Genomic DNA, 24,027 nt, shown 5'->3' on the forward strand with positions numbered 1-24,027 from the left:
AAAAGTGACAACCTCTAGTATATAGATGTTATCCACAGTCACTTCCGCAAGCTATTTCATATATAATAAAAAACAAAAAACCACAATTAAAGTATAAAACTCTAATTGTGGCTCTCAAATTCTCGGCCAAAATATCTTATTAAGATAACTATACCATAAACTTATAAAATAATCAATACTTCTAATTATGAATAATTTCAATATTATTCTATCTTTATTATTTTGATACATTTCGGTAGCACAAAGCAAATACCCCCTCTGCTTTATTTGTAAGCTTATCTTTTTTATATACCATACATATGATAGTATTATCTTGTGCTACTTTTACTGTTATTGCTAGCATATAGTATATGATGACATGGATTATTATCATTATATAACTTACCACTTTCTATTCCCTAAGGAGATGAGTAACTTGAAAAATAATTCTAAACTATTATTATGTCTAATTATTACAATAAGCTTTATTGCTACAGGGTGCACTAAAAAGTCTGAATCTAACACTATTCCAAATCAGTCAGCCCCTGCCAAAACATCACCACCTGTTAGTAATCTACAAAAATATTTTTCTGCCTATACAGGTGAAGAAGTAAAAAAAGAAGTTTTAGATAACATTGCTGTGCTTGCAATAGTTGAAAACTCAGTAAATGCAAGACCTCAATCAGGCCTAAATAATGCAGATATTGTATATGAAACCTTGGCTGAAGGAGGCATACCTAGATTTATTGCGTTATTTCAAAAGAATAAGGCTGAAAAGGTAGGCCCAATTAGAAGCGCTAGATCTTATTTCCTTGATATTTCTAAAGAATATAACCTGCCCTTTGCCCACTGTGGTGGAAGTGAAGAGGCACTGATTGAAATAAAAAATGAAAATTTAATGAGTATGAATGAAATGGCATATGGGTCAACTTACTGGAGAGATAACGAGCGCACGGCTCCCCATAACCTTTATACCTCCACTGAAGAGTTAAGAGAGCTTGTTAAAACAAAAAACTTTATTAAAGCTCCTACTGTAAAATTAAAATTTGATAAGAGCTATTGGGAAAGTGATAAACTTTCACAAGCTACTGATGTACTTTTGAAAATAAATAAATTTTACACTACTAGTTATACCTATAAGGATGGTCTTTATTATAAAAGCATGGATGGAACTACTTCAACTAATAAAGAGGACAAACTTCCATTAGCTTTTAAGAACATAGTAGTACAAATAACCTCTATTAAATTGCAATCAGATGGAAATCATATAGACATCGCCCTTGTAGGCCAAGGTAATGGTTACGTTATTAGCAATGGTAAATTTACAAAAATGCACTGGTCCAAAAAAGATTCTGCTTCCCAAACTCATTTAACAGATGATCAGGGTAATGATTTGCCATTAAGCCCTGGGAACACTTGGTGGAACATCGTAGATGAAAATACCGTTATTGATATCAAATAGGTTATAGATTTTTATTAAGCATATGAAAAAGTCCTGCAACTTAGCGTGTACGCTTATAGGTTGCAGGACTTTTATGTGTTTGTTAATCATAACTCACTTAACTTACCATGAGTAATACATATTATTTACTGACTTACGTGAAGTTCCGCCATTTTCCCAGTGCTACCTGGTACCAAGAAATTCAATTTAGGTAGTTCAATTCCTATAGTTTCCTTAATAACATCTTCAATAGTTTCTACAAGAATGAATTCTAATTCCTTTTGTACATCCTTTGGAATGTCTGTTATATCTTTTTCATTTTCTTTTGGCAGTATTATTCTTTTAATTCCTGCACGATGAGCAGCTAACACTTTTTCTTTAATTCCACCAACAGGCATCACTGCACCTCTTAAGGAAATCTCACCAGTCATTGCAAGATTCGGATCCACTGGATACCCAGTAACTAGGGACGCAATACTTGTAAATAAGCCTACCCCTGCAGATGGACCATCTTTTGGAATAGATCCAGCCGGTACATGAATGTGCAAATCATATTTATTAAATTCAAGCCCCTTTTGATTGAAAGCTAGTCTTGATCTAATTAAACTTTGAGAAATCTTAGCTGATTCCTTCATTACATCTCCAAGTTGTCCTGTTAGGATTAGTTCTCCCTTTCCTGGCATCATTGCACCCTCAATAAATAATATGTCTCCTCCAACTGGTGTCCAAGCGAGGCCTGTTACAACTCCTGGTGGATTAATTTTATTTACCCTAGCATGACTTGCAACTTCATGCCCTAAAATATCAAAGAGCATGTCTTCCTTTATTACGTATGGTAACTCAACGCTTTTTTCAACTATCTTTTCTGAAACAACTCTTGTTACTGCAGATATCTGACGTTTTAGCGACCTTACTCCAGCTTCTCTTGTGTATTTTTCTATTATAACTTTTAAAGTTTCATCCTCAAATTGCAGTTTATCATTACTTAATCCATTTTCCTCTAGAACTGACTCTACCAAATGATCCTTTGCAATATGGAACTTTTCATTGCTTGTATAACTACTAATATCTATAACTTCCATACGATCTACAAGTGGTCCTGGAATACCTTTTAGTGAATTTGCTGTAGCAATAAAGAATACATCTGATAAATCATAAGGTACTTCTAGGTAATGATCTGCAAAGGCATTATTTTGCTCAGGATCTAAAACTTCTAACAATGCACTAGTTGGGTCTCCGTTTGTAGATGAGGTTAACTTGTCCACTTCGTCTAATATAAATACGGGATTGCTTTCACCAGCTTTTTTCATTCCTTGAATTATTCTTCCTGGCAATGCTCCTATATAAGTTCTTCTATGTCCTCTAATTTCAGCTTCGTCACGAACTCCACCAAGACTTACCCTAACATATTTACGTCCTAAGGCCTCTGCTATACTTTTACCTAAACTAGTTTTACCCGTTCCTGGAGGTCCCACTAGTAATAAAATTGAACCTTGTCTATTTTGTTTTAACTTCATTACAGTTATGTGTTGAATTATACGTTTCTTTACTTTTTCAAGTCCGTAATGCTTATCATCTAATATCCTTCTGGATTCCTTAATATCAATGTCTTTAATCTCACTTTTACCCCATGGAAGCTTTGTTAACAAATCCAAATAGTTTTGAATTACGTTACTTTCTGAACTATTTGGATTTTGACGTTCTAGTTTACTAAGTTCCCCTAATGCCGCTTCTTTAACTTCATCCGACATACCTGCTGCTTCTATTAATTCTTTATATCCTTTTTTCTTTTTTCCCTCACTACTATCTTTTTCATTTAATTCTTCTTGAATAACCTGTAGTTGCTTGCGAAGCATAGATTCTCTATGATTCTTATTGATATCCTCATTAAACTTTAATGCCATTTCTAATTGAAATTCTATAGATTTCTTATGCAGTATTAATAAATCTAAAAACTTCAAACTTCTCTTTTGTAATGAACGTATTTCCAGAAATGCTTGTCTCTCTTCACTTGATAGATTCACATAAGGGATTAAGTATGCAATAACATCAGAAACATTATCTATTTTATTAATATACTCAACATAAGTCTCAGATCCTCTAAAGTTTTTACTGATTCCAGTAGTTAATTTCTTTATAGACTCTAACATTTGCTGCTCATTTTTTTCATCTAAGTCCATGATATCAGGAATAAGTTTATAAGTAGCTCTAAAATTATAACCATCCTCAGTTAAATTTTCTACTTCTACTCTTTCTAAAAAATCTATACTATATTCATAAGAATCTTTCAGTTCTTTTCTATTTTTTATTTTAATTAGTGCCCCAACTGTATAAAGATTATTCTTTTCACTTACTTCTTCATCTATTGCTTCATCTGTGTTTTCTTTCATTGTTAATGCAATAGCATAAAAATCGTCTTTCTCCACTCTGTGGTAAAATTCATTATTAATATCTCCACTTAATATTACCTTAATATCTTTTCCCTGAAACATGACTAAATTTGGTATAATCACTACAGGTAAATCTTTGCTGTTATTTAGTTCATTCATCTTAATTCCTCCATATGTTGTTCCTATTATTTTTTAATAAAATATTTTCTAGAAACCGATTTAATTAGTTTTTATTAACCTAACTTTATATCTAATTTATGAGTTGTACTTTACTTGTTACTTGATCTTAAGTAAAATGCTTATTAAAATATTTATCTCACCATCATCAAGGCTTTCTAACATTTTCGCTACTAATCTTTTAACTTCTAGATCCTCAAATCTGGCTATGCATTCTCCCCTCTCAGTAAGATATATATATTGTACCCTTCCATCTTCCGCACATTGTTTTTTATAAACACAATCTAGTTTTATAAATTTCTTAACCATTTCTGTAATTGATGGTTTAGACAAATTTAAAATTTCTGCAAGACCACTAATTGTAATAGAATCATATTTTCCGATTTTCTTTATATATTCAATTTGACGAAGGGTTAATTCTGACATATTAAGTTCATCTATTAGCTTACAAGAACATTCTCCTTTTACTTTCATAAGACTACTGTAAGTCTCATATAAATGTCTATTGGTATCCAAATCATCACCTTGCCTTTTATTTAGTTAGGCTTTCCCTAATATTATTTTAACCCTTATTGGGTGGTTTGTCAAACTTTAATGCCATAAGAACCTCATAAATATAAAGTCGAAGTATTTTAAAAATAATGAGTTAATTTATAACTATGTTAATATTGGGATAATATATTTATCCTTTATAAATATATTATATAAGTGTTCAGCTGCATGATCTAATCCTGTTTCATGCATAGTAACATATTGTTTTAACATATCATCTACAGATATTAAATCTATTAATTTACTACAATGAATATCATATTTATAACTAACATAATTATAAACTTTTCCTATCCAATAAAGCTTATTACCATAATAATATTTATCTTTGTCACTTTTAGGATAATCAACATTCTCTAACAAATCTCGTATTGCAACTGCACCTATTTTACCTATCCAATGTGGATGTCCTTGCTCTACTTTTTTTCTGTGTGTTGATTTCATGAAGCATTTAATCATCCAAGGTATATCTATATTAGGAAGAAGACTGCTTCCATCTTGAAATGTAGATATCATTTGTTTTTCAACATCAGTAAAATAAACTTCATCATAAATAACATATTTATTATTATTCACTATGCTCTTCCTCCTAATAAATCCCGTACAAAAGTTTTTCCATTATTGAAACTCTCACGTAATAATTGTCTGAAATAAAATCTGGCTGTTCTATCATTTAACAAATAATCATCATATAACTCATTAGCACTGCATAATTCACTACTTATATAACTAATTCTTTCAAATGATTTATTACTAATTAAAACAAACTGTATACCTAATTTACCTAAGTGTAGTGCATCAGATAATACTTCTAAAGCTAATTGGTTTGATAAAAAATTTTCAGCTATTTGAAAATAACTATCATCTGCTCTATATCCATATAGTGGCTTTTTAACTAATCCTATACTACCATGATAAATAGTTTTTATATTATCCATATCTTTTACTCCTCGCAAACAAAATCATTTCCTTTAGTTCTATGTTAATTAATATTATTATACTATAAAGATATTAAGACATAACTACTTACTTTTCAAATTAATATTTCTTATTATTAATTTAACAGAAAATATTATTACTAAAACAAATCCTATAAATGATATTATATTACATATTGTATACCATAAGTTACCCTTACATAAGCTTATTGTCATATAAATATATTTGAACTTTTGATTTGAACATAAAGTAAAAAAATGTTCCAATTGCAATATAAAGTCCAATGTAACCGAAAGAATAATCTAAGATAGCATGGATTAGAATTGGTATCCATAATGTTTTGCTTTTTTCTTGAAGATAGATGAAATACCAGCCCATTGCAATCCCACCACCAATTTCATTGAGCATTCCAGATAAAAATTGACTGGTATCTAAATTATTAAGAAGTGAAGGTAATATTGCATGACATATTCCCCATAACACACCACTTAAGATTATTGCCATTACTTTTGAATTATCTTTTAATTTATTATACAAAAAACCACGATAAATAAATTCTTCTCCAAATCCGACAACTACAAGAAAAAAGAAAAATTTATAAAGACCAGTTATGGTAAAATCATTGTGCAGAAAAAAGAATGTAATCATAACCGCTAATAAAGAAAAAGTTTCTTTTTTACTTTGAAAACACAATCCATAATCATTTAAATATTTCCTGCTTATAATTATCAAGATAGTAGGTAGTAATAGCATAACACAATAATCACCTACAAACCTCATGATAATATTATCCCAGGCAATATTATCTAGCTTAATAAGCATATTATTCTTAATAAAAAAATTCATAATTATATATAACCAAGCAAACTCAAAAATACCTACTGCCATGGGTATCACAATGTATTTTTCATCTTTTAATCTTTTCATATCTATTCCCCCACAATGGAAACTAAAGTTATTTAGTCACAAATCTAAAAATACAATTCTGAATCTCAAGTAAAATAATTACACTTGTCCTTTATATTAACACTTAGGCTTAAAGTTGTAAATAACTTCATTAACTATTTAGATTACTTGTAATTTGATTTAAATCACATTAAATCTGCAAAGTAATGGGTATAATATTATTTATAGAAACAATGATATTAAAAGCGATAAGGAGGATTTAACTATGTCAAACTTTACTGCCAGTGTTGATGCTCGGATTTATGAACCTAAGGACAAACATGCCGTTATTTTTAAAACTTTTGGAGATTTAGCACCTAATGAAAAAATGGAGCTTGTAAATGATCATGATCCTCGTCCACTACATTATCAATTTTTGGCTGAACTTCCTGAGAAGTTTGAGTGGGAATACTTAGAGGAAGGCCCTGAAGTATGGAGAGTTGCTATAACAAAAAAATAGACTACAAAGGCGATGATATAGAATTATCATCGCCTTTATAGCCTAGATTAGTATTATTAACTTTCTCAATCCAACTTACAATTTCATAGTTTGTTTATTTGTAATTGACCCAACATAGCTTAAGAATTCATCATATTCTGCAATCTCATTATCGAATAATTCTTTTGAAACGCTAGTTATTTCATTATTAAGAATTGACTGCATATCTATGGAAGTTCTATAGATTAAACTAGCATTACCTATAAATCTCACCTTATATTCTTCTTCACTATTTTTTTCAACAACGCACTTTATCATTCCGCCATCATTATATACATTAATTTCAGAATTGTAACGCGCTTCATCTTTTAAGCAAGTAACTATACTTGCTGCTGTCATTCCAGTTCCGCAAGATTTAGTGAGCCCTACTCCACGTTCATAGGTTTTAACATAAATGCTATTTTCGTCTAATATTTTAACAAAGTTCACATTGACTCCACTGGGAAAAATACTCTTTAATGTATTTGCCCTACGCCCAATATCTAGTATAGTATCACTATTAAACTCATCTACAATGGTTACTACATGAGGATTTGTTATACTTACCCCTGTAAATTCAAGCTTTTCTGATAGCTCATCTATTTTACTAAAAATGAATTGTGATGATGAACCCTTCATAGGTAAACTATTTATATCAAAATCCACCGTATTTATTTCAATCTCAACCGTTTGGATATCCTTAAAGATATTTTCAGCTTTTTGTACAATATAATTTGCTTTCATAGTTTCTACATTTATTTTGTCCATATTTAGAAGCTCCATTACATATCTACCTACGCATCTTAAACCATTTCCACACATCTCTGCTTCTGAACCATCCAAGTTAAAAATTCTCATTTTAGCATCATACTTCAAGCTTTTTTGAACAAACAATATGCCATCAGCACCAATAAGTCCCTTTCTATCACATAGCACAACGGCCATTTTTTCTCTATCATCTTCACTAATATTATAATCATTAGTTAACTCATCAATTAAGACAAAATCATTGCCAGTACCATGACATTTTATTATATTAATATTCATTTCCTTCACTCCCTAAATGAATTTGTTACTTTAAGTGTACACGATAAATATAGGGAAATCAAGAAGCTGACATGCCATTCTTATAATGCTTTACCATAACTTCCTCCACTATTCATTGCATAATAAGCATCTATTATGGTAATAATTCTTGATTGAAGTGACATTTTTTACGATTATAAAACCTTTTTGACTTATTAAATACAGTCTCATCTATATTCAGTTTAATTGACTTTATATGGCACTTAGCATATAATAAATTGAATTAAAAAGCTATCTTTTGGGAGGCTCAGAATGACACACGGATTAAAGGAAAAAGGACTAACAGAGTTTTTGATAAACGGCGACATAGATGAAATAAATAAACTTATTCAATTTATTCATCCTGCAGATATTTTAATGGCTATTAGGCAATATGAAGGATCTAAGATAGATTTATTTCAAAAACTATCGCCCAATGTTATTGCGGATATTATAGATGAGGCGGATGATGAAGAAAAATATGATCTCTTACTTATTCATTCTCAAATAATACAAAAGAAAATCATCAACGAAATGTCCTCAGATGAATTGGTAGATTTATTAGAATCTGTTTCAGAAAATGAAGCTAAAAGCATCATGATAAAAATGAATAAAGAAGATGTTGATGAAGTAAAAGAATTGTTAACCTACCCTGCAGATAGCGCTGGTGGAATTATGGCCACTGAATTTATTAGTGTAAAAGAAAGTATGACTATAGGTGATACCTTAATTTATTTACAAAAGGAAGCTCCAGAAGCAGAAACTTCTTATTATATATACGTGGTAGATGAAAATGATATTTTAAAGGGAGTTATATCTTTGCGAGACATAGTAATAAGTAGCTTTGATGTAAAAGTCTTTGATATTATGAATAATAATGCCATGACAATACCAGTTGATATGGATAGGGAAGAAGTTGGACATATATTTGAAAAATACGGATTTTTGATTATGCCCGTAGTTAATGAAGATATGCAGATCTTAGGAATAGTTACTGCAGATGATATAATTGAAATCCTTAGTGATGAACATACTGAGGACTTATATCGTCTTGCAGGCTTAAAAGAAGATGAAAAGGTTGCTGGTTCTCTTAAATCCGCCATCAATAGTAGATTGCCCTGGTTATTTGTAAATTTAATAACCGCTATACTGGCAGCCGCAACCGTTGGCTTTTTCGAAGGCACCATCCAAAAGGTTGTAGCCTTAGCAACCTTCATGCCAATAGTTGCAGGTATGGGCGGTAATGCTGGCACCCAAACTCTAACTATTATCATCCGTAGTATTGCCCTAGGAGAAATAGATTCTAAAAACTCAAAAAAAATATTACTAAAAGAATTTGGTGTAGGTTTGTGTACAGGCCTTGCAGTAGGTGCTGCTGTAGCTTTTTTAGGTTATCTTTGGGAAAGTAATATAGTTTTTGGAATAGTTATTGGCGCATCTATGGTACTAAACATGGTGGCAGCAACCATATCAGGTTTTGCAGTACCTGTTATACTTAAAAAAATGGATATTGATCCAGCACTTGCCTCTGCTGTATTTGTTACAACCGTAACCGACGTTTTAGGCTTCTTCTTCTTCCTAGGACTTGCAACATTATTTTTACCTTTCTTATTATAAGATTTATATTTTTACTATATTCATTAAATCATCATCTGCGATTCTTCAATATTAGCCACTTTTGAACTGTCGTTAAATATCTGATAACAAAGAAAACACCTACATTTAAGTAGGTGCTCCATTCAAATATAGTGTACGCTCTAGCTTATTTCTTCCTTTGTTTCTTTTTACTAGCCTTCACGCTCTTCTTTTTACTCTTCTTTTTATCCTTATTTCCTTTGCTACCACTTGACATATATTTAGGCTTAACCTTATCGCTATCTTTGCTAAAACATACCCAGCATCCAAGCTCAGATATAGTATCCTTAATAAAAGAATATCCTTCATCTTTTAAGTTTGGAAACTTCTCTTTATCGTGAACTTCAATGGCATCACTTACTTCTTCTAGTGCTATATACTCTTCTTCTACTAATCCATCTGCATAAGCCTTTTTTATATACTCGTATAATTCGCTAGGGCCAGCTTCACAAGAACTACATATAAGCTCATTCCAAACTTGTGAAACTTCTCTTTCAAGTTTGCCCTCATATAAGCTTTTATAGTAATTAAGAACTTCATCTTGAGATATAACCCCTTCTCCCAAGAGAGCTATAAAGGATTTAATGGCTGCACACCTAACATATTCATTAACATTTTTGTCTTCTATTAATTTTTTTATTGGCTCAGTGTCTCCACCACAAACTGATGCTAAAATTTTATGTAGCTCCTCAGTAAGAAGATCTCCAAACATCTGATCTGGAATTTCATCTGGTAAGCTAACTAAATCTATAATAAGTTTAAAACTTTGAGTTTCTTTAAACTGCGCTAACAAGAAACTTGCATATATATGTCCAAAATACTCTGGTTCCTCTATAATGTCTTCATAGTTTTCTTTGGCGCTTTTTAATATTTCAAGTAGTTCTGGTATAAACTCCTCTTTGTTATCTATTATTTTCTGTAATTGCTCTTGTGGAAATTTTCCATTGTTATACTGGATTTCTTTAAGTAATTCATTCATAAAATTATGCTCCCTTTTCCTTCGAATTTTCAATAATCGCATTTTCTTTATAATATCAATACTTATCATATTTATCAACAAAAATTTGTGGTCACTTTATATGTTTTATTAAAGTTATGTTTATTTCTATGCGTGAATGTTGAAATATCTTTGCTCATTTATAACTAATATGTTAAAATGATGTATAATTAAAGGGGAAAATGCGAGTGGAAAGATATGTATCTATATCCCATAAGCAGTTTCATAATGGGGGAATTATTATGAATTTTAAGATACTGCACACTAATGACATACATAGTAGATTTGAAAACTTTGCAAAGATATCAACTAAAATTGAAGAACTTCGAGATGAAAATACTATAATACTTGATGCTGGTGATTTTCATGATTTTATGAGTATCGAGATGCAAGGAACTAAAGGTGCCGCTGGTAGTAGCCTTCTAAATTTAGCTGGATATGATGCTGTTGCCATTGGAAATAATGAAGGTTTTTCTGGAATAGAGAAAATAGAACATATGACTAGCACAGAATTAATACCTTATCTTTCTTGCAATCTACATAAATCTGATAAAAGTTCTATAAAGGGAGTAAAAAAAAGTATTATTATTGATAAATCAGGGGTGCGCTTTCTAATTATAGGGGTAACACCTTGTTCTTTATCATATAATGAATTCTTTTCTCTAGAAAATATGTATGCATCAGATTCCGTAGAATCAATAGAAAAAGAGCTTTTAGATAATAAAGGGATGTATGATGTATGCATATTATTAAGCCATTTAGGGATAACCGGTGATAGAGAAATATCAAAAATAATAGATGGAATTGATATTATAATAGGTGGCCATAGCCACACACTTATGGAGGATGCAGAGGTTGCATGTGGCAAAATAATTCATCAATCAGGCATGTTTGGAGAGCACCTTGGAATCCTTAATATTGAAATTGAAAGCGGACATATACAGAGCTTTACCTCTGAGAATTTAAATGTTAAAGATATACCTTTTAATGATAAAATTATTAAGGAGATTTCTAAGCAAAAGGAAATTGCTATAGATATTTTAGGTGAGCCTTTATATGAAGTTGAAAGAACCCTCTGGCATGATGTAGTTGAGGAAAATCCTATAACAAACCTTTTGGCAGATGCATTAAGAGATGTTATTCCCTGTGACATAAGTATAATAAATAGCGGTGTAATTAGTAGTGGTATAAAGAAAGGGGTTGTTTCAAAGAAAAAATTTTTAGAAATCTGCCCTTCGCCACTTAATCCAACCTATGTACAGATTATGGGAAAAGATATTAAAGAGGCCTTAGAAGCATCACTTAAGGCAGAGGTTTGTCTTCAAGATGGTAAAGGCTCAGGCTTTAGAGGGAAATACTTAGGTAGGCTTCACATATCAGGTGCTAAGATTAGGCATGATGGCAAAAACATAGTAGAAATACTCTTAGATAATGGTGAATTCAATGAAAATAAATTATACAGCGTAGCAACCTCTGATTATCTTGGAAGAGGTACCGGCTATGAGAGTCTTGGAAGATGTGAAAATGAAAAGTATAATAGAGAATATTTAAGGGATACCTTAGAAGAATATCTTAATAAAAATGAGTTTGTAGAAAAATGCTTTGAAGAAAGATGGATACAATAGATCAATTTTAATGAAATAATCAAGCCATATTTATTGAGTTTATTCAATAAATATGGCTTAATTTCTTACTACCTATAGTCTAAGTATATTAACCTATATAGGCGAAATATGCATTAGAATTTTCCTCCACCACCACCATGGGTTGTTCCACTACTCCCAGTATGTGTACTACTTTGCGACCCACTGCTTGGATTGTTTTGAATTTTTACCATTGTAGTTGCTTCTCTTATAAAATCATCTTTTGCATTAGAAAGTACAAAAGAACCACCTTCATAGGTCTGGCTATTTATTGTGCTCTTTCCTTTACTAGATAAAGAAGCTAATATTGTTGCAATTATTGATATAATAAGCGCTGCTATATATATTGGAAAAAACTTTATAAGCTTAAAAACCTTTTGAAAATATGTGGGCTCAGTGTCTATAATGTTATTATCCTTAGCACTTTCCACTCCTTGTTGCCCTTGTGGTATGCCAATGTCAGCGTAGTTTTTTACATCCTTAATAAATATTTTACAGGCACCATAGTATTCTTCCTTAGAAAGTTCCCCCGTAACATTATTTGTCATATCAGAAATTCTACCGTCTGTAAAGATGTCTATTGCTTTGCCTGTGGTTGATATCCAGGTTTCTCTTTTTTCCATATTTATAAGCATTAATATACCAGAGTGGTCACTACTAGCTCCGTATCCATTGTTATCATAAAAATCATCTGCAAAATTCTTTGAAGATTTTCCATCTGTATTATTTGTAATAACTATAACTACTTCAAGATTATTATCTGTACCTATGCTATCAATGTTTTTTTGAAGCTCAATTTTTTCACTGTCTGTAATATAGTTTAAATAATCCTTAACATTGAGTTTTTCAGTAGCACTTGCTGCTCTTTGCATTAGAGCAATAGCAAACATAAAAACAAACAATGCAATATACATTTTTTTAAACAAAGAGAGCACCCCCAAACACAGCTAGAATACATAAAACAATGAATATAGTTCCAGCAAATAAAGCTTGCTTTTGAAAACTTATAGGCGTGTCTCCTACTACCTTTCCTGTCTGGCCATTTACAATGAATATATGCTCTTTCCCCTTATATTTGTTAATGAGCAGGTAAATTGGTAACATAGAATAATCCTGTGAGGTATTAGACAATGCTACTTCCTTATCTTTAACAATAAAAGTTGAATATCCATCTACAGTTTTTCTAAGGGTATCATCTAAGTAACCTTCTACTCTTTCTTTCATAGTAGCTTCTGCTCCTGCTGCTTCAACATCATATTTCTCAGCCATGAAACCAGACATATACTGCATAGAAAACTCCGTCAAATCGCCATAGTTGTAGGGTTCTATTAAATGCATAAATTTATCATCTAACTTCTTAGAAGCATCCACTGGTACTTTATGATACTGTGCATTTCCACTGCGCCTAACTCTATAATACTTTGTTTGAGTATACTTATGATCTCCTTGAGTCCATGTTCTAATCTTAGTAGCCTCGCCATCAATAACACCATCAGCACTGCAATCAAATAACCAGAAAGGTGCATATATTCCTGTTACCTTATCAATCTCTTTCTTTTGTTTAAAATCACTAGGGGCAAATCTACGCTGCCCTATCCACTTTTTATAAATATCCTTAGCTTGCTGCTGTGTTATTTTAAACGTAATTACACTCTTTGGCTTAAACTTTCCAGAAAACCTGGTCTTAATCACAGTTGGATTCTTACAATATAAACAAAAGGTAGCAGAAGTAGTGTTATCTGCAATTAATTCAGCACCACAACTAGTACATTTATATGAGTCTAGTTCAGACATGTCCTCATTTAAGGGTTCTTCCTCTTTAAATGCATCATCAAGCTGCTCTTTGGTAAACTCACTAAAACAGTAATTGCATTTCCAGTTTTGAGTAGGAGGATTAAATTCTAATCCTGCATTACAATTGAGACATTTATACTCTTTTACAAGGCTCATTCATATTCTCCTTATTCATCGATTTACAATCAAACCTATATTATAACTACTGCTTTTTGTTGCCACACTTAGAGCAAAATAAATCCTCAGTTACGTTGCCACAGGAACAAGTCCACTTTTTATCTTCTGGTTTCTTACTTCCACAATTTGAACAGAACATACCGTCAATAACGGCCTTTCCACAGTTACATGTCCACCCTTTCTCTTGAGGTTTATCTTCTCTCACAGGTTTCTTAGAGCCACATTTAGAGCAGAAAATAGCATCAAGAGGCATAGTATTACCACAAGAACATGCCCACCCACTTGCCACTGATGTAGTTTGTGCACTTCTTTGCTCATACTGCATCTGCTGACCTGGCATAGCTCCTAAAGCTCCTGCTGCGTTCATCCCCATGGACATACCAGCAAATCCTAGCATAGCTCCACCCTGATTTGATCCTGCCGCTTCAAGTCCTGATGCCAAACTTCCAGTCATACGAGCAGCCCTTGCATTTGGGTCCATCAAAATAGAATCATTAGCATATTTCTCTAATAACTTATCTGTGGCCTCATCAAAACCTATTCCTGCAATTCCAACACTATGAATATAGAAACCTCTTTTTAAAAGCCACTCTTTATCTAAAACTTCAGCCATGTATTGTCCAAGTTCCATTGTTTTAATTGTTATATCAGAAACCAACACAAAGTTTGCTGATAAATTTGCTAGCGCCGTTGTATATGCCTGAAGGAATTCATTTATATACTGCTCTGCCATATCACTAGAACTTAAATTGTCCTTACCTGTCTTACTGCAAACCTCATTATAAAAAAGCAATGGATCTCCAACTTTTATTGAATAAGTTCCAAAGGAGGTAATCTTACAAGGTACAACTCTTCCAGGCACTAATACTCTATCAGTGTAGGAAACAGGGTTCTTTGTACCAAATCTAATATTAGGAATTTCCTGCTTGTTAATATATACAACTCTTTGCTTTACAGGCGTTACTCCACCAAACTTAAAACGTTCAAAGGAATCCTTTAGTGTGTTTTTAAATCCACCTGGTCTTTCAATGGCATTTCGTCCTGTATTTCCATATCCCGCTATCTCAGTTCCTTCTAAAGACTGTAAAAATATTGATGGTGATCTTGAATTATCTACCTGATAATATCCAGGTTCATCTGAAGCAGAAATAATTTTCCCGCCATCTACAAGAAGCATATATACATTTTCAGGTACATGAATAATTGAACCATTGGATATAACATCCTCAGTGCCCCTTTTATTTGAACCGCGAGAATCTCCCTTTCGTACAAATGTTCCATAAGATACCAATATAGAGTTATCCATTTGTTCTGGTTCAATGGTTTCTAGCCACTGGTCTGCAAGTTCCCCTCCTATTGAACTGGTAACAGCTTTAAAAATACCCATAATTACATCCCCCTTCATAATAATATTTATATGATATAATGTCATTCCTTATCCATTAGCATCCTCAAATAATTTAACTTACAGTTAAATTGTAACTTCACACAAATTAATTGTCAAACTCTTAAGATCCTAAGACAAACATAATTTGCTAACGCTCACAGTATATAAAAAAATTATATGACTATACTCTGAGATAAGGGTATAATATATATGTGCAGTATAATTCTGCTAAAAAAATAAAATAACTTACTGAAAATAGTAAATCAATTAGGAGGCAATACATATGTTAAAACAAACATTGAAAGACGATATTATTAAATATATGAAAAGTAAGGATAAGGTTAGACTCACAACTTTAAGGACTTTAATGGCTGAAGTTAAATATAAAGAAATAGATTTAAAAAGAGACCTTGAAGAAATTGAGTTAATTGCTATTATTGAAAAAACAATTAAACAATTAAATGAAACCCTTAGCTATGCAAAGCAATCTGAGAAAGCGGATATTATAGCTGAAACAGAAATATCTATAGAAATGCTTACAGTTTATATGCCAAAACAATTAACTGATGATGAAGCAAAGGCAATTATACTTGAAGTTATTGCAGAAAATAACTTTAAGGGCAAAGGTGACATGGGAAAAGTTATGAAAGCTGTTATGCCTAGCTTAAAGGGCAAGTATGAAGGAAAGAAAATAAATCCTCTTGTAATTGAATTATTAGCATAAATAAATAATTTAAATTAAAACCAGATATCTTTAAAAATGTGCCTAATAAATTAACCTTTGTTAATTTATTAGGCACATTTTGTTTTAATTGCTTAGCTATTAATATGTTAACTGCCTGGCTCCAAGGTGGCTAACTTTACTTATATTGAGGTTCTTGAGATTGAATATATTGCTGTCTTCCCTTTAAGGTATCCAGTGCACAATCAAGTTGCTCGCTAATTTGCTTAAAATCATTTTTTGCCTTTTCATCATCTGTTTCTAAAGAAAAAGTCTTCATTGTAGCAGCAGCGCTTTGTATTCCAGCAATTGCTTGTTGCATTTGAGTTCCTACTGTCATAGCTATTTCACCTCCCTTCAAATATCTTTAACCCTTAGGTTTAAAGATTATAGCAGCAATAAATCCAAATATTATCGCTGAAGAAACCCCTGGGCTCACTGTTTTTAGAACACCAGTGAATATGCCAATAAATCCTGTTTCTTTTGCATCAATTAGGGCTCCTGTTACAAGGGAATTTCCAAAGCTACTTATAGGTACAAATGCACCTGCACCTGCAAACTTTACTAAAGGGTCATACAAACCTAGTCCTCCTAAAATTGATCCGATTACAAGCAATGTACATGTAGTATGTGCGGGAGTAATTTTTAAGATATCCATTATAAGTTGCCCAATAACACAAATTATGCCTCCTACTATAAATGCAAAAATAAACTTTTCCATAATAAAAATCGCCTCTTCTTTTACATTTCTATTGAAACTGCATGAGCAATACAAGGGATGCTCTCCTTTTGTTGATATGATATTGGTGACATCAAAGCACCTGTTGCAACAATTAGAATTCGCTTTAATTCTCCTCTTCTCATACGATTAAGAAAATGCCCATAAGTTACAGTGGCAGAACATCCACAACCACTACCTCCAGAGAAAACTGGTTGGTCCTTTTTATATATCAAAAGTCCACAATCCGTAAATATCTTTGATGGCATCTCTACACCATGGCTTTTTAACAAACTATTAGCAATTTCATGCCCCACTTTACCTAAATCGCCGGTAGCAATAAGATCATAATAAGAGGCATCAACATTTAAATCTCTAAAATGTGCTTCAATGGTATCCACAGCCGCTGGTGCCATTGCTGCGCCCATATTAAATGGGTCTGAAATCCCTAGATCTATTACTCTTCCTAAGGTAGCAGAAGTGACTTTAGGCCCAACTCCTTCCCTACTAAGTACTGCCGCTCCAGCTCCAGTTACTGTCCATTGAGCAGTAGGAGGTTTTTGCCCACCGTACTCTGTGGGATATCTGAATTGTTTTTCTACTGCTGCATTATGGCTACTTGCAGATGCTAAAACATATTTAGCTGCTTTGCTATCTATCAATTGAGCTGCTAGTGCTAAACTCTCCATAGAACAAGAGCAGGCCCCAAATACTCCTAAAAAAGGTATTCCCAAAGTTCTCGCAGTGAAACTACTAGAAATAATCTGATCCAGTAAATCTCCACTTATAAAAAAATTAATATCTTCTTTTTTTATATTTGACTTTTTTATTGCCCTCTGACATGCATGTTCTAGTAGTACCTTCTCCGCCTTTTCATAGCTATCCTGGCCAAGCCATAAATCTTCGTGAAGTATATCAAAATCATCAGCTAAAGCACCATTTGCTTCAAAAGGTCCTCCAACTGCTGCCGAGGCCAATATAGTTGGTTTAGAATCAAAAATCCATGATTGATGTCCTTTAAGCATCTACACCCCTCCTAACCATATTATTGTAATCTTTATGGTGGCAACTATAAACGCAGAAAAAACCCCATAAACAATAACTGCCCCTGCAAGCCTAAACATATTTCCAGCCACTCCAAGTACATATCCTTCACTTCTATGCTCAATGGCAGCCGAAGCTATTGAATTAGCAAAACCTGTAATTGGAATACCTGCTCCCGATCCTCCCCACTGACCAATGTGATCATAAACTCCCAGTCCAGTAAGCAAAACTGAAATAAATATCAAAACCACTATAGTGGGACTAACTGCTGTTTTTTCATTGAAATTAAAATAAGTAATAAAGAAGTAATATATGCATTGCCCAATAGTGCATATACTGCCTCCTACGAGAAATGCTCTAAGACAATTTTTTAAAATAGGTCTTTTAGGTTCTATTTCTTTTACCAATTCACCGTATTGCAATTGAACTGGAGTCAATTTTTTCTTTTTTTTATTTGACATTTTTTCACCTTCTAACATAATAAATAGGGTTCTAATTTTTCCATTACCGTTTTTAAGCTTTCAATATTTTTTAAATACATAGCTTTTGCAGCTTCATTTTGTGTTTCTAAAGAAAACGATATAAGATCCGCCTGACTTTTTTGAATACTGGCATATAGCATTTCTTTAACCTGTACTTTTGGAACTTGTATCATATCATCAAAAATATCTAGATATAAATCTCCAGAGGAATCTACCTGACCAATAAAAACATTCTCAATGTCTACCCCTTTGTTTTTTAATTGAGTTTTAAGCCACGCCTTATTTAATCCAATACTTACAAGCCCCTCATTTAAGATATTGCCATCTAAAATAACTACTTGTGGTTCACTCTTAGATGCCACTGTTTTCCCTAAGTCGTGAGCTGTAACAGGATTTTTATCAGCTTTTAAATTAACATTAATATCTCCTGTTGTTTCCATAACAGCGAATTCAACGTCTGCTAAATTAAATGCATTTTGTGAACGTAACCTTTCTATAAACTCTTGTCCTGTCATTCTTTCTTTTAATAAATTTTCCTCCATAACTTTACCATTCTTAATTAATACTCTTTCCTTACCATTTATCATATTGTAAATCCATTTACTTTTTATTGTAGCGTAATCTAAAATAATAGGTATTAGTACCCAAACAGCTAATGTAGTTAGTCCAAAGTAAATATTGCTAGTTACACCTAAGGAAATTAAAGTAACTGTAAGAGCAATAACCACATAAGAAATAAAATCAAAAGTACTAATGCTAGATAAGTTTCTTTTCTTCATAAGCTTTGTTATGACTAAGGTTAAAAAAAATAATATTATTGATTTAAATAATACTACCTGCCAATTGTTCATTATCTCACCTCATTTAGTTACCCTTGTATTGCGGTTCCTGAAATTCTATATCACCTACTCTTTTTTCTAAATCTATTTTAATTTTACTTATCTCTTTAAATGCCTCGGTATAAACTTTCCTAGCCTTCTCATCACGTTCCTGCAATGAATATATTCTTAGAGTTGCTTCAGCTCCCTTTAGCGTGGCTAATGTTTGTTTTACTTTAGAGGCAACAGTCATACGAAACCCCTCCTTTATGATTGTTTAATTCCTTACTAATGTAGTTTAACTATTATACTTAGATTTAATTCATTTTTTTTATTTGCCTTAACTTTTCTCATAAATTCTTTTTAAACATGCTACAATAACTTGACATTTCTCCTGTGGTACCTGACCCCCAAAAATGCTATACTATATTAAAAAGGATGTGATCTTCATGCAATTTTTAGTTACTGCCTACGATGGAATTGATGAAAAAGCTACTGAAAGAAGACTTGCCGCTAGAGGTAACCACTTAGCTCTTGTGGAGTCTATGTTTAAACAAGGTACAAACTTATATGCAGTTGCTATAACAGACGATACTGATAAGATGATAGGTTCAGTTCTTATAGTTGACTTCCTTTCTAGACGCGAACTTGATGAATGGTTAAAAATAGAACCATATGTAACCTCAAAGGTTTGGGATAAAATTGAGATTAAACCTTGCAAGGTAGGACCTATGTTTTTAGGGTTACATAAATAGATTAAAGCATAAAAAGAGAACCTCTAGACTTTAATGTTAAGCCTAGAGGTTCTTTTATCATGTCTAATTAAATTTTACCCACTGCCCTAAAAGATTACTTTGCTCTGCCAGTTCTATAATTCTTATAGTATTTCTTGCCTGATCAGCTGTTACAGCAATTGTTTCTTCTCTTAAAACTGCTTTATACACATTTTTATAAAAATCTCTATAATCTCCTATTTCGCTCTCTATTTTACCAATAATGTGTACTCCATTTACCTCCGTATTTATTTTCCCCCACAACTCCTCAGGTTCTACTCCCCAATCCTTAATATTCTTTGGAATCAAACCACCTTTAAGTGCATCCTCTTGAGTATCCATACCATACTTGATAAAGCTACCTTTGGTACCATGGATTACATAGTGTGGTCCTGGCTCTCTTATGAGCATTCCTGATTTTAATATCACTGTTACTTTAGGATATTTTAGTATTACTTCAAAATAGTCTATTGCCCTTCCACCTTCTCTTTGAATTTCAAGGTTTGCAAACACTTCACTGGGAAGTCCCAAAAGGCACTGCGCCTGATCTATAAGATGAGAACCTAGGTCATATAGCATTCCTGAACCTGTTTCTTCTTCTTCTCTCCAATTATTAGTAAATTCTGTTCTAAATCTGTCATAATGGATTTCTAGTTCTACAATATCCCCTACCAAGTTGCTCTTTACTACTTTTTCAACTGTTTTAAAGTCACTGTCCCATCTTCTGTTATGATGGACGCTTAGCATTCTATTTGTTGCTTTTGAAAGAGCAATTAACTTATCTGCTTCTTCTGCTGTTACTGTAAAAGGTTTTTCAACCACAACATCTTTACCATTCTCTAATGCCCTTTTAGCAAGCTCGTAGTGAACTTTGTTCGGTGTTGCAATAACAATAAGGGTTATGTCCGGATCGGTTAATATTTCATCAACTTTTGAAACTACAATGACTCGAGGATATCTTTCTTTCAAATGCTGCACATTTTCCGGTCGTGTTTCATAAACCTTGTACAAATTCAACCCTACTACACTTTCAATAATAGGAGCATGAAAAACTCTTCCTCCTAACCCGTAACCTATTAGTCCAATTTTAACTTCCTTATTCATTGATACCCCTCCTTCATCTATCTTATATAAGACATTATATAAAATAGATGAAGGAATTACATCAAAATAATCAAAATCTCTAATATAATAAAAAGAAGTTTTTCCCTATTGACACGTATACCCCCCGGAGGTATAATAAATTAGAATTCATTATGCACTCAGGAGGTATTTATGCTAAAGAGAAAATCACATCAAAGTTGGTCATGGATTATTATGGTTTCATTTATTGTACTTTCAATAATAGACATTAGATTTGGATTATTGGGAATTTTATGCATGACTATGCCAATGTATCACGCTATAAAAGGAAGAGGTAAAATTCACTGTTCACATTATTGTCCCAGAGGTTCTATATTACAAAAATTCTTAAAAGAAATTAGTTTTAGTAATACTCTGCCTGCACCCATTAGAAAACATGGTAAAAAAATATTATCTGCTATAATGGTGATTTTATTTAGTTTTTCTATGTATCATGCAGGTCCAAATATATATAGAATAGGTTTTGCCTTTTTTAGATTTATGACAGCATCCTTAACATTGGGAGTTGTAATGGGAATTATCTTTAAGCCAAGAAGTTGGTGCCAAGTATGCCCTATGGGATATGCTACTGAGCTTATCTCTAAATCAAAAAAAGCAGCTTAAAAGCTGCTTTTAAAACGTGCAAAAGTTTAACCCCTTGCTTAAATGTCGGAAAGCTCTATATTAACTTTTTCATTGATAAACTTTCCCTTTTCTATAGCTTCATTTACAGCTTCTCCTCCCTTTATGATATTTGCAGGGAGGGTAATTGTAAATTCACTGCCTTTCCCGTACTCGCTGATTAACGATATTGCTCCTCCACTCATTTCAACTAGCGATTTAACTATAGATAACCCTATGCCACTGCCTTCGTGATTTCTAGTGAAAGATTTATCTATTTGCCTAAATCTATCAAATACTAAGTTAAAATTCTCCTCCTTAATTCCAATTCCTGTATCTCTTATGATGATTTTTACACTATCCTCTTCATCAACAACATTAACAAATATGGTACCACCTTTTGGTGTAAATTTTATAGCATTTGATAATAAGTTCAGCATAATTCTTTCTATGCTGTCTATGTCACAGCTGATTATTTTTTCTTCTGTATTTGTATCAAAAATAATGTTAAGTCCATTAGCTTTTACATAGTTTGCAATTGAAAGAGTACTATCCTCAACTATAGACACTATATTATTGTTATCCATATTTATGCTGAAATGTCCTGAATCTATTTTTGTGATATCTAATAGGTTATTCACTAATTTTAATAATCTATAGCTATTTTGTTTAAGCATCTTATAGTTTTTCTCTTGATTATAATCTTGTACATTAAGGTTTTTTTCAATAAGTTGTATTGTTCCTAAAATTATAGTTATTGGTGTTCTAATTTCATGAGATAAATTAGCAAAAAACTCTTCTTTTAACTTCTCAAGCTCTATTTTTTCTCTTAACTTCTTTTCTTCTTGTTCAATCTTTCTTTCAAGCTCCATTATGCGTTTTTTCTCAGTAATGTTTGTACATAAATTTAATACACATATTCCACGGCCTATTTTTATTGGTGCTGAAATTATCTGTAATTCAACAACTTGTCCATTTTTATTAAAAAACACTTCCTCTATTAACGGTTCAAAATCTGTTTCATTAAGAGCGCTTTCCAATCTTTTTGATCCTATTACATCTTTATTTAAATTAACAAAGTTCTCCACTGGCTTTCCTATTATTTCCGAATTATTATCTAAGTTAAAGAGCTCCTTTGCTTTATTATTTGCATATATAAATTTAAGCTTTCTGTGGATAAGTATGGCATTAGGAGCACTTTCTATAATAGCTTCAAACATTTCAAGTTTATCTTCACATTTTTTTATGTAATACTTTGTTTTTATAGATATTAATAGTGATATTGCGCTTAAAACCAATACTAGTGTTATTATAAATATCACATAAAAATAACTAAATTTAACTTTATTAATATAAAAAAGTAGACATATAAATACTATTAAACAATTTATAAAGCTTAACATAATAGTACAACGTAATGGATTTATCTTTAAAAATTTCATTGTGTTTCCTCCAAAGGTTTAAAATTCTAATGCATTTTATAGAAGTTATTCTACAGATATGTCGAAATACCTTTAAATATTAACTATGCTTTTTATCTAATCTTCCTTAGGACTTGGAATTAACTGCTCATCAACATATTCATGAAAGAACCATTCTCCCACACCTATCACAGCAGCGGAAACTAATGCATCATATAAAGAAATATATCTAGTATTCCATATACTACCTGTTTTATAGTATACCCAATTTGGATGAAAAGGTACAAAATTAATCATAGCGAGCATATAGTACTTTAGATAGTGCCACCCACGTGGCAAGTGGCAAAAGTGACAAGCTCTGGTGCTTTAATATAAAAATTTATATAAATGCAAAGAAAACACTAAGTATTAACTTAGTGTTTTTTGTAACCTGGCGACAACCTACTCTCCCACAAGGCTACCCCTGCAGTACCATTGGCGCATTGAAGCTTAACCTACCTGTTCGGTATGGGAAGGGGTGTTACCTTCATGCCATAATCACCAGATGAGAATATAAATATTCTCTGAAAATTGCACAGTGTCTTCGCATTATTTTAATTAATTAAGGTCAAGCCCTCGACTTATTAGTATTAGTCAGCTGAACATGTTACCATGCTTACACCTCTAACCTATCAACCTGGTGTTCTTCCAGGAGTCTTACTCACATCA

Annotated in this window: 26 protein-coding genes and 2 rRNA genes; 7 read left to right on the forward strand and 21 right to left on the reverse strand. The window is 32.2% G+C overall.

What is annotated here, in order from left to right; translation table 11 throughout:
* Positions 1 to 415: 415 nt before the first annotated feature.
* Positions 416 to 1,441 carry a DUF3048 domain-containing protein gene (locus tag LGK97_RS08545; protein ID WP_226259335.1) on the forward strand — a complete coding sequence of 342 codons (1,026 nt, stop codon included), beginning with the start codon at positions 416 to 418 and terminating at the stop codon, positions 1,439 to 1,441.
* Positions 1,442 to 1,566: 125 nt separating this feature from the next.
* Here the strand turns inward: LGK97_RS08545 and lon are convergent, their stop codons facing one another.
* From lon to LGK97_RS08570, 5 genes are all read right to left on the reverse strand, one after another.
* Positions 1,567 to 3,969: an endopeptidase La gene (gene lon, locus LGK97_RS08550; RefSeq protein WP_226259336.1), complete on the reverse strand. Its 2,403-nt coding sequence runs from the start codon at positions 3,967 to 3,969 to the stop codon at positions 1,567 to 1,569.
* A 117-nt stretch (positions 3,970 to 4,086) separates the two neighbouring features.
* A complete protein-coding gene (locus LGK97_RS08555; RefSeq protein WP_226259337.1) occupies positions 4,087 to 4,503 on the reverse strand; it encodes a MarR family winged helix-turn-helix transcriptional regulator in 417 nt (138 codons plus the stop codon).
* A 141-nt stretch (positions 4,504 to 4,644) separates the two neighbouring features.
* The gene (locus LGK97_RS08560) at positions 4,645 to 5,115 is read right to left on the reverse strand and encodes a hypothetical protein (RefSeq protein ID WP_226259338.1); all 471 of its coding nucleotides are present in this window, start codon (positions 5,113 to 5,115) and stop codon (positions 4,645 to 4,647) included.
* Positions 5,115 to 5,477, reverse strand: a complete 363-nt coding sequence (locus LGK97_RS08565; protein ID WP_226259339.1) for a DUF3990 domain-containing protein — start codon at positions 5,475 to 5,477, stop codon at positions 5,115 to 5,117. The genes LGK97_RS08560 and LGK97_RS08565 overlap by 1 nt, the downstream gene beginning before the upstream one ends.
* 196 nt (positions 5,478 to 5,673) lie before the next feature.
* On the reverse strand, positions 5,674 to 6,405 hold the full coding sequence (locus LGK97_RS08570; RefSeq protein WP_226259340.1) for a CPBP family intramembrane glutamic endopeptidase: 732 nt from the start codon (positions 6,403 to 6,405) through the stop codon (positions 5,674 to 5,676).
* 244 nt (positions 6,406 to 6,649) lie between these two features.
* Between LGK97_RS08570 and LGK97_RS08575 the strand changes: the two genes are divergently transcribed.
* Positions 6,650 to 6,883, forward strand: a complete 234-nt coding sequence (locus LGK97_RS08575; RefSeq protein WP_226259341.1) for a DUF2249 domain-containing protein — start codon at positions 6,650 to 6,652, stop codon at positions 6,881 to 6,883.
* Between the two features lie 75 nt (positions 6,884 to 6,958).
* On the opposite strand, the gene dapF is transcribed toward LGK97_RS08575, so the two are convergent.
* Positions 6,959 to 7,948, reverse strand: a complete 990-nt coding sequence (gene dapF / locus LGK97_RS08580; protein WP_226259342.1) for a diaminopimelate epimerase — start codon at positions 7,946 to 7,948, stop codon at positions 6,959 to 6,961.
* Between the two features lie 291 nt (positions 7,949 to 8,239).
* Between dapF and mgtE the strand changes: the two genes are divergently transcribed.
* Positions 8,240 to 9,583 carry a magnesium transporter gene (mgtE, locus tag LGK97_RS08585; protein ID WP_226259343.1) on the forward strand — a complete coding sequence of 448 codons (1,344 nt, stop codon included), beginning with the start codon at positions 8,240 to 8,242 and terminating at the stop codon, positions 9,581 to 9,583.
* A gap of 145 nt (positions 9,584 to 9,728) precedes the next feature.
* On the opposite strand, the gene LGK97_RS08590 is transcribed toward mgtE, so the two are convergent.
* Positions 9,729 to 10,580, reverse strand: a complete 852-nt coding sequence (locus tag LGK97_RS08590) for a DUF1186 domain-containing protein (protein WP_226259344.1) — start codon at positions 10,578 to 10,580, stop codon at positions 9,729 to 9,731.
* A gap of 260 nt (positions 10,581 to 10,840) precedes the next feature.
* On the opposite strand from LGK97_RS08590, the gene LGK97_RS08595 reads away from it, so the two are divergent.
* Positions 10,841 to 12,223 carry a bifunctional metallophosphatase/5'-nucleotidase gene (locus LGK97_RS08595; protein ID WP_226259345.1) on the forward strand — a complete coding sequence of 461 codons (1,383 nt, stop codon included), beginning with the start codon at positions 10,841 to 10,843 and terminating at the stop codon, positions 12,221 to 12,223.
* Positions 12,224 to 12,336: 113 nt separating this feature from the next.
* On the opposite strand, the gene LGK97_RS08600 is transcribed toward LGK97_RS08595, so the two are convergent.
* Genes LGK97_RS08600 through LGK97_RS08610 form a run of 3 tightly spaced genes read right to left on the reverse strand, consistent with a single transcriptional unit; the run spans position 12,337 to position 15,599 of the window.
* Positions 12,337 to 13,167: a TPM domain-containing protein gene (locus tag LGK97_RS08600; RefSeq protein ID WP_226259346.1), complete on the reverse strand. Its 831-nt coding sequence runs from the start codon at positions 13,165 to 13,167 to the stop codon at positions 12,337 to 12,339.
* Positions 13,160 to 14,191, reverse strand: a complete 1,032-nt coding sequence (locus LGK97_RS08605) for a DNA helicase PriA (protein ID WP_226259347.1) — start codon at positions 14,189 to 14,191, stop codon at positions 13,160 to 13,162. The genes LGK97_RS08600 and LGK97_RS08605 overlap by 8 nt, the downstream gene beginning before the upstream one ends.
* Before the next feature lie 46 nt (positions 14,192 to 14,237).
* A complete protein-coding gene (locus tag LGK97_RS08610) occupies positions 14,238 to 15,599 on the reverse strand; it encodes an SPFH domain-containing protein (protein ID WP_226259348.1) in 1,362 nt (453 codons plus the stop codon).
* 283 nt (positions 15,600 to 15,882) lie between these two features.
* On the opposite strand from LGK97_RS08610, the gene LGK97_RS08615 reads away from it, so the two are divergent.
* A complete protein-coding gene (locus LGK97_RS08615) occupies positions 15,883 to 16,323 on the forward strand; it encodes a GatB/YqeY domain-containing protein (protein WP_226259349.1) in 441 nt (146 codons plus the stop codon).
* Positions 16,324 to 16,459: 136 nt separating this feature from the next.
* Here the strand turns inward: LGK97_RS08615 and LGK97_RS08620 are convergent, their stop codons facing one another.
* The 6 genes from LGK97_RS08620 to LGK97_RS08645 are packed head-to-tail and all read right to left on the reverse strand — an operon-like array spanning position 16,460 to position 19,635.
* Complete coding sequence (locus tag LGK97_RS08620) at positions 16,460 to 16,660, reverse strand: DUF1657 domain-containing protein (RefSeq protein WP_226259350.1); 201 nt, start codon at positions 16,658 to 16,660, stop codon at positions 16,460 to 16,462.
* A gap of 27 nt (positions 16,661 to 16,687) precedes the next feature.
* On the reverse strand, positions 16,688 to 17,041 hold the full coding sequence (spoVAE, locus tag LGK97_RS08625) for a stage V sporulation protein AE (RefSeq protein ID WP_226259351.1): 354 nt from the start codon (positions 17,039 to 17,041) through the stop codon (positions 16,688 to 16,690).
* 20 nt (positions 17,042 to 17,061) lie between these two features.
* The gene (spoVAD, locus tag LGK97_RS08630) at positions 17,062 to 18,063 is read right to left on the reverse strand and encodes a stage V sporulation protein AD (protein ID WP_226259352.1); all 1,002 of its coding nucleotides are present in this window, start codon (positions 18,061 to 18,063) and stop codon (positions 17,062 to 17,064) included.
* Positions 18,064 to 18,543, reverse strand: a complete 480-nt coding sequence (gene spoVAC / locus LGK97_RS08635) for a stage V sporulation protein AC (RefSeq protein ID WP_226259353.1) — start codon at positions 18,541 to 18,543, stop codon at positions 18,064 to 18,066.
* An 11-nt stretch (positions 18,544 to 18,554) separates the two neighbouring features.
* Positions 18,555 to 19,415: a DUF421 domain-containing protein gene (locus LGK97_RS08640; protein WP_226259354.1), complete on the reverse strand. Its 861-nt coding sequence runs from the start codon at positions 19,413 to 19,415 to the stop codon at positions 18,555 to 18,557.
* 13 nt (positions 19,416 to 19,428) lie between these two features.
* A complete protein-coding gene (locus LGK97_RS08645; RefSeq protein ID WP_226259355.1) occupies positions 19,429 to 19,635 on the reverse strand; it encodes a DUF1657 domain-containing protein in 207 nt (68 codons plus the stop codon).
* 196 nt (positions 19,636 to 19,831) lie between these two features.
* Here LGK97_RS08645 and LGK97_RS08650 point away from each other — a divergent pair, with 196 nt between their 5' ends.
* Entirely contained in the window at positions 19,832 to 20,137 is a 306-nt protein-coding gene (locus LGK97_RS08650; RefSeq protein ID WP_226259356.1) for a YciI family protein, read from the forward strand.
* Between the two features lie 63 nt (positions 20,138 to 20,200).
* Here the strand turns inward: LGK97_RS08650 and LGK97_RS08655 are convergent, their stop codons facing one another.
* Positions 20,201 to 21,259 (reverse strand): oxidoreductase, encoded by a 1,059-nt coding sequence (locus LGK97_RS08655; RefSeq protein WP_226259357.1) that lies wholly within the window; start codon positions 21,257 to 21,259, stop codon positions 20,201 to 20,203.
* 171 nt (positions 21,260 to 21,430) lie between these two features.
* Here LGK97_RS08655 and LGK97_RS08660 point away from each other — a divergent pair, with 171 nt between their 5' ends.
* A complete protein-coding gene (locus LGK97_RS08660; protein WP_226259358.1) occupies positions 21,431 to 21,901 on the forward strand; it encodes a 4Fe-4S binding protein in 471 nt (156 codons plus the stop codon).
* Positions 21,902 to 21,939: 38 nt separating this feature from the next.
* Here LGK97_RS08660 and LGK97_RS08665 read toward each other — a convergent pair whose 3' ends face one another.
* The 4 genes from LGK97_RS08665 to LGK97_RS08680 form a co-directional block, all read right to left on the reverse strand.
* A complete protein-coding gene (locus tag LGK97_RS08665; protein ID WP_226259359.1) occupies positions 21,940 to 23,340 on the reverse strand; it encodes a PAS domain-containing sensor histidine kinase in 1,401 nt (466 codons plus the stop codon).
* A gap of 96 nt (positions 23,341 to 23,436) precedes the next feature.
* On the reverse strand, positions 23,437 to 23,625 hold the full coding sequence (locus tag LGK97_RS08670) for a DUF2512 family protein (RefSeq protein ID WP_226259360.1): 189 nt from the start codon (positions 23,623 to 23,625) through the stop codon (positions 23,437 to 23,439).
* Positions 23,626 to 23,747: 122 nt separating this feature from the next.
* A 5S ribosomal RNA gene (gene rrf / locus LGK97_RS08675) occupies positions 23,748 to 23,864 on the reverse strand.
* Between the two features lie 58 nt (positions 23,865 to 23,922).
* Positions 23,923 to 24,027 (reverse strand): 23S ribosomal RNA (locus LGK97_RS08680); the annotation flags it as partial.

It is taken from the genome of Clostridium sp. CS001 (assembly GCF_020443565.1).
In the GTDB taxonomy this organism is placed as follows: domain Bacteria; phylum Bacillota; class Clostridia; order Clostridiales; family Clostridiaceae; genus Clostridium_AD.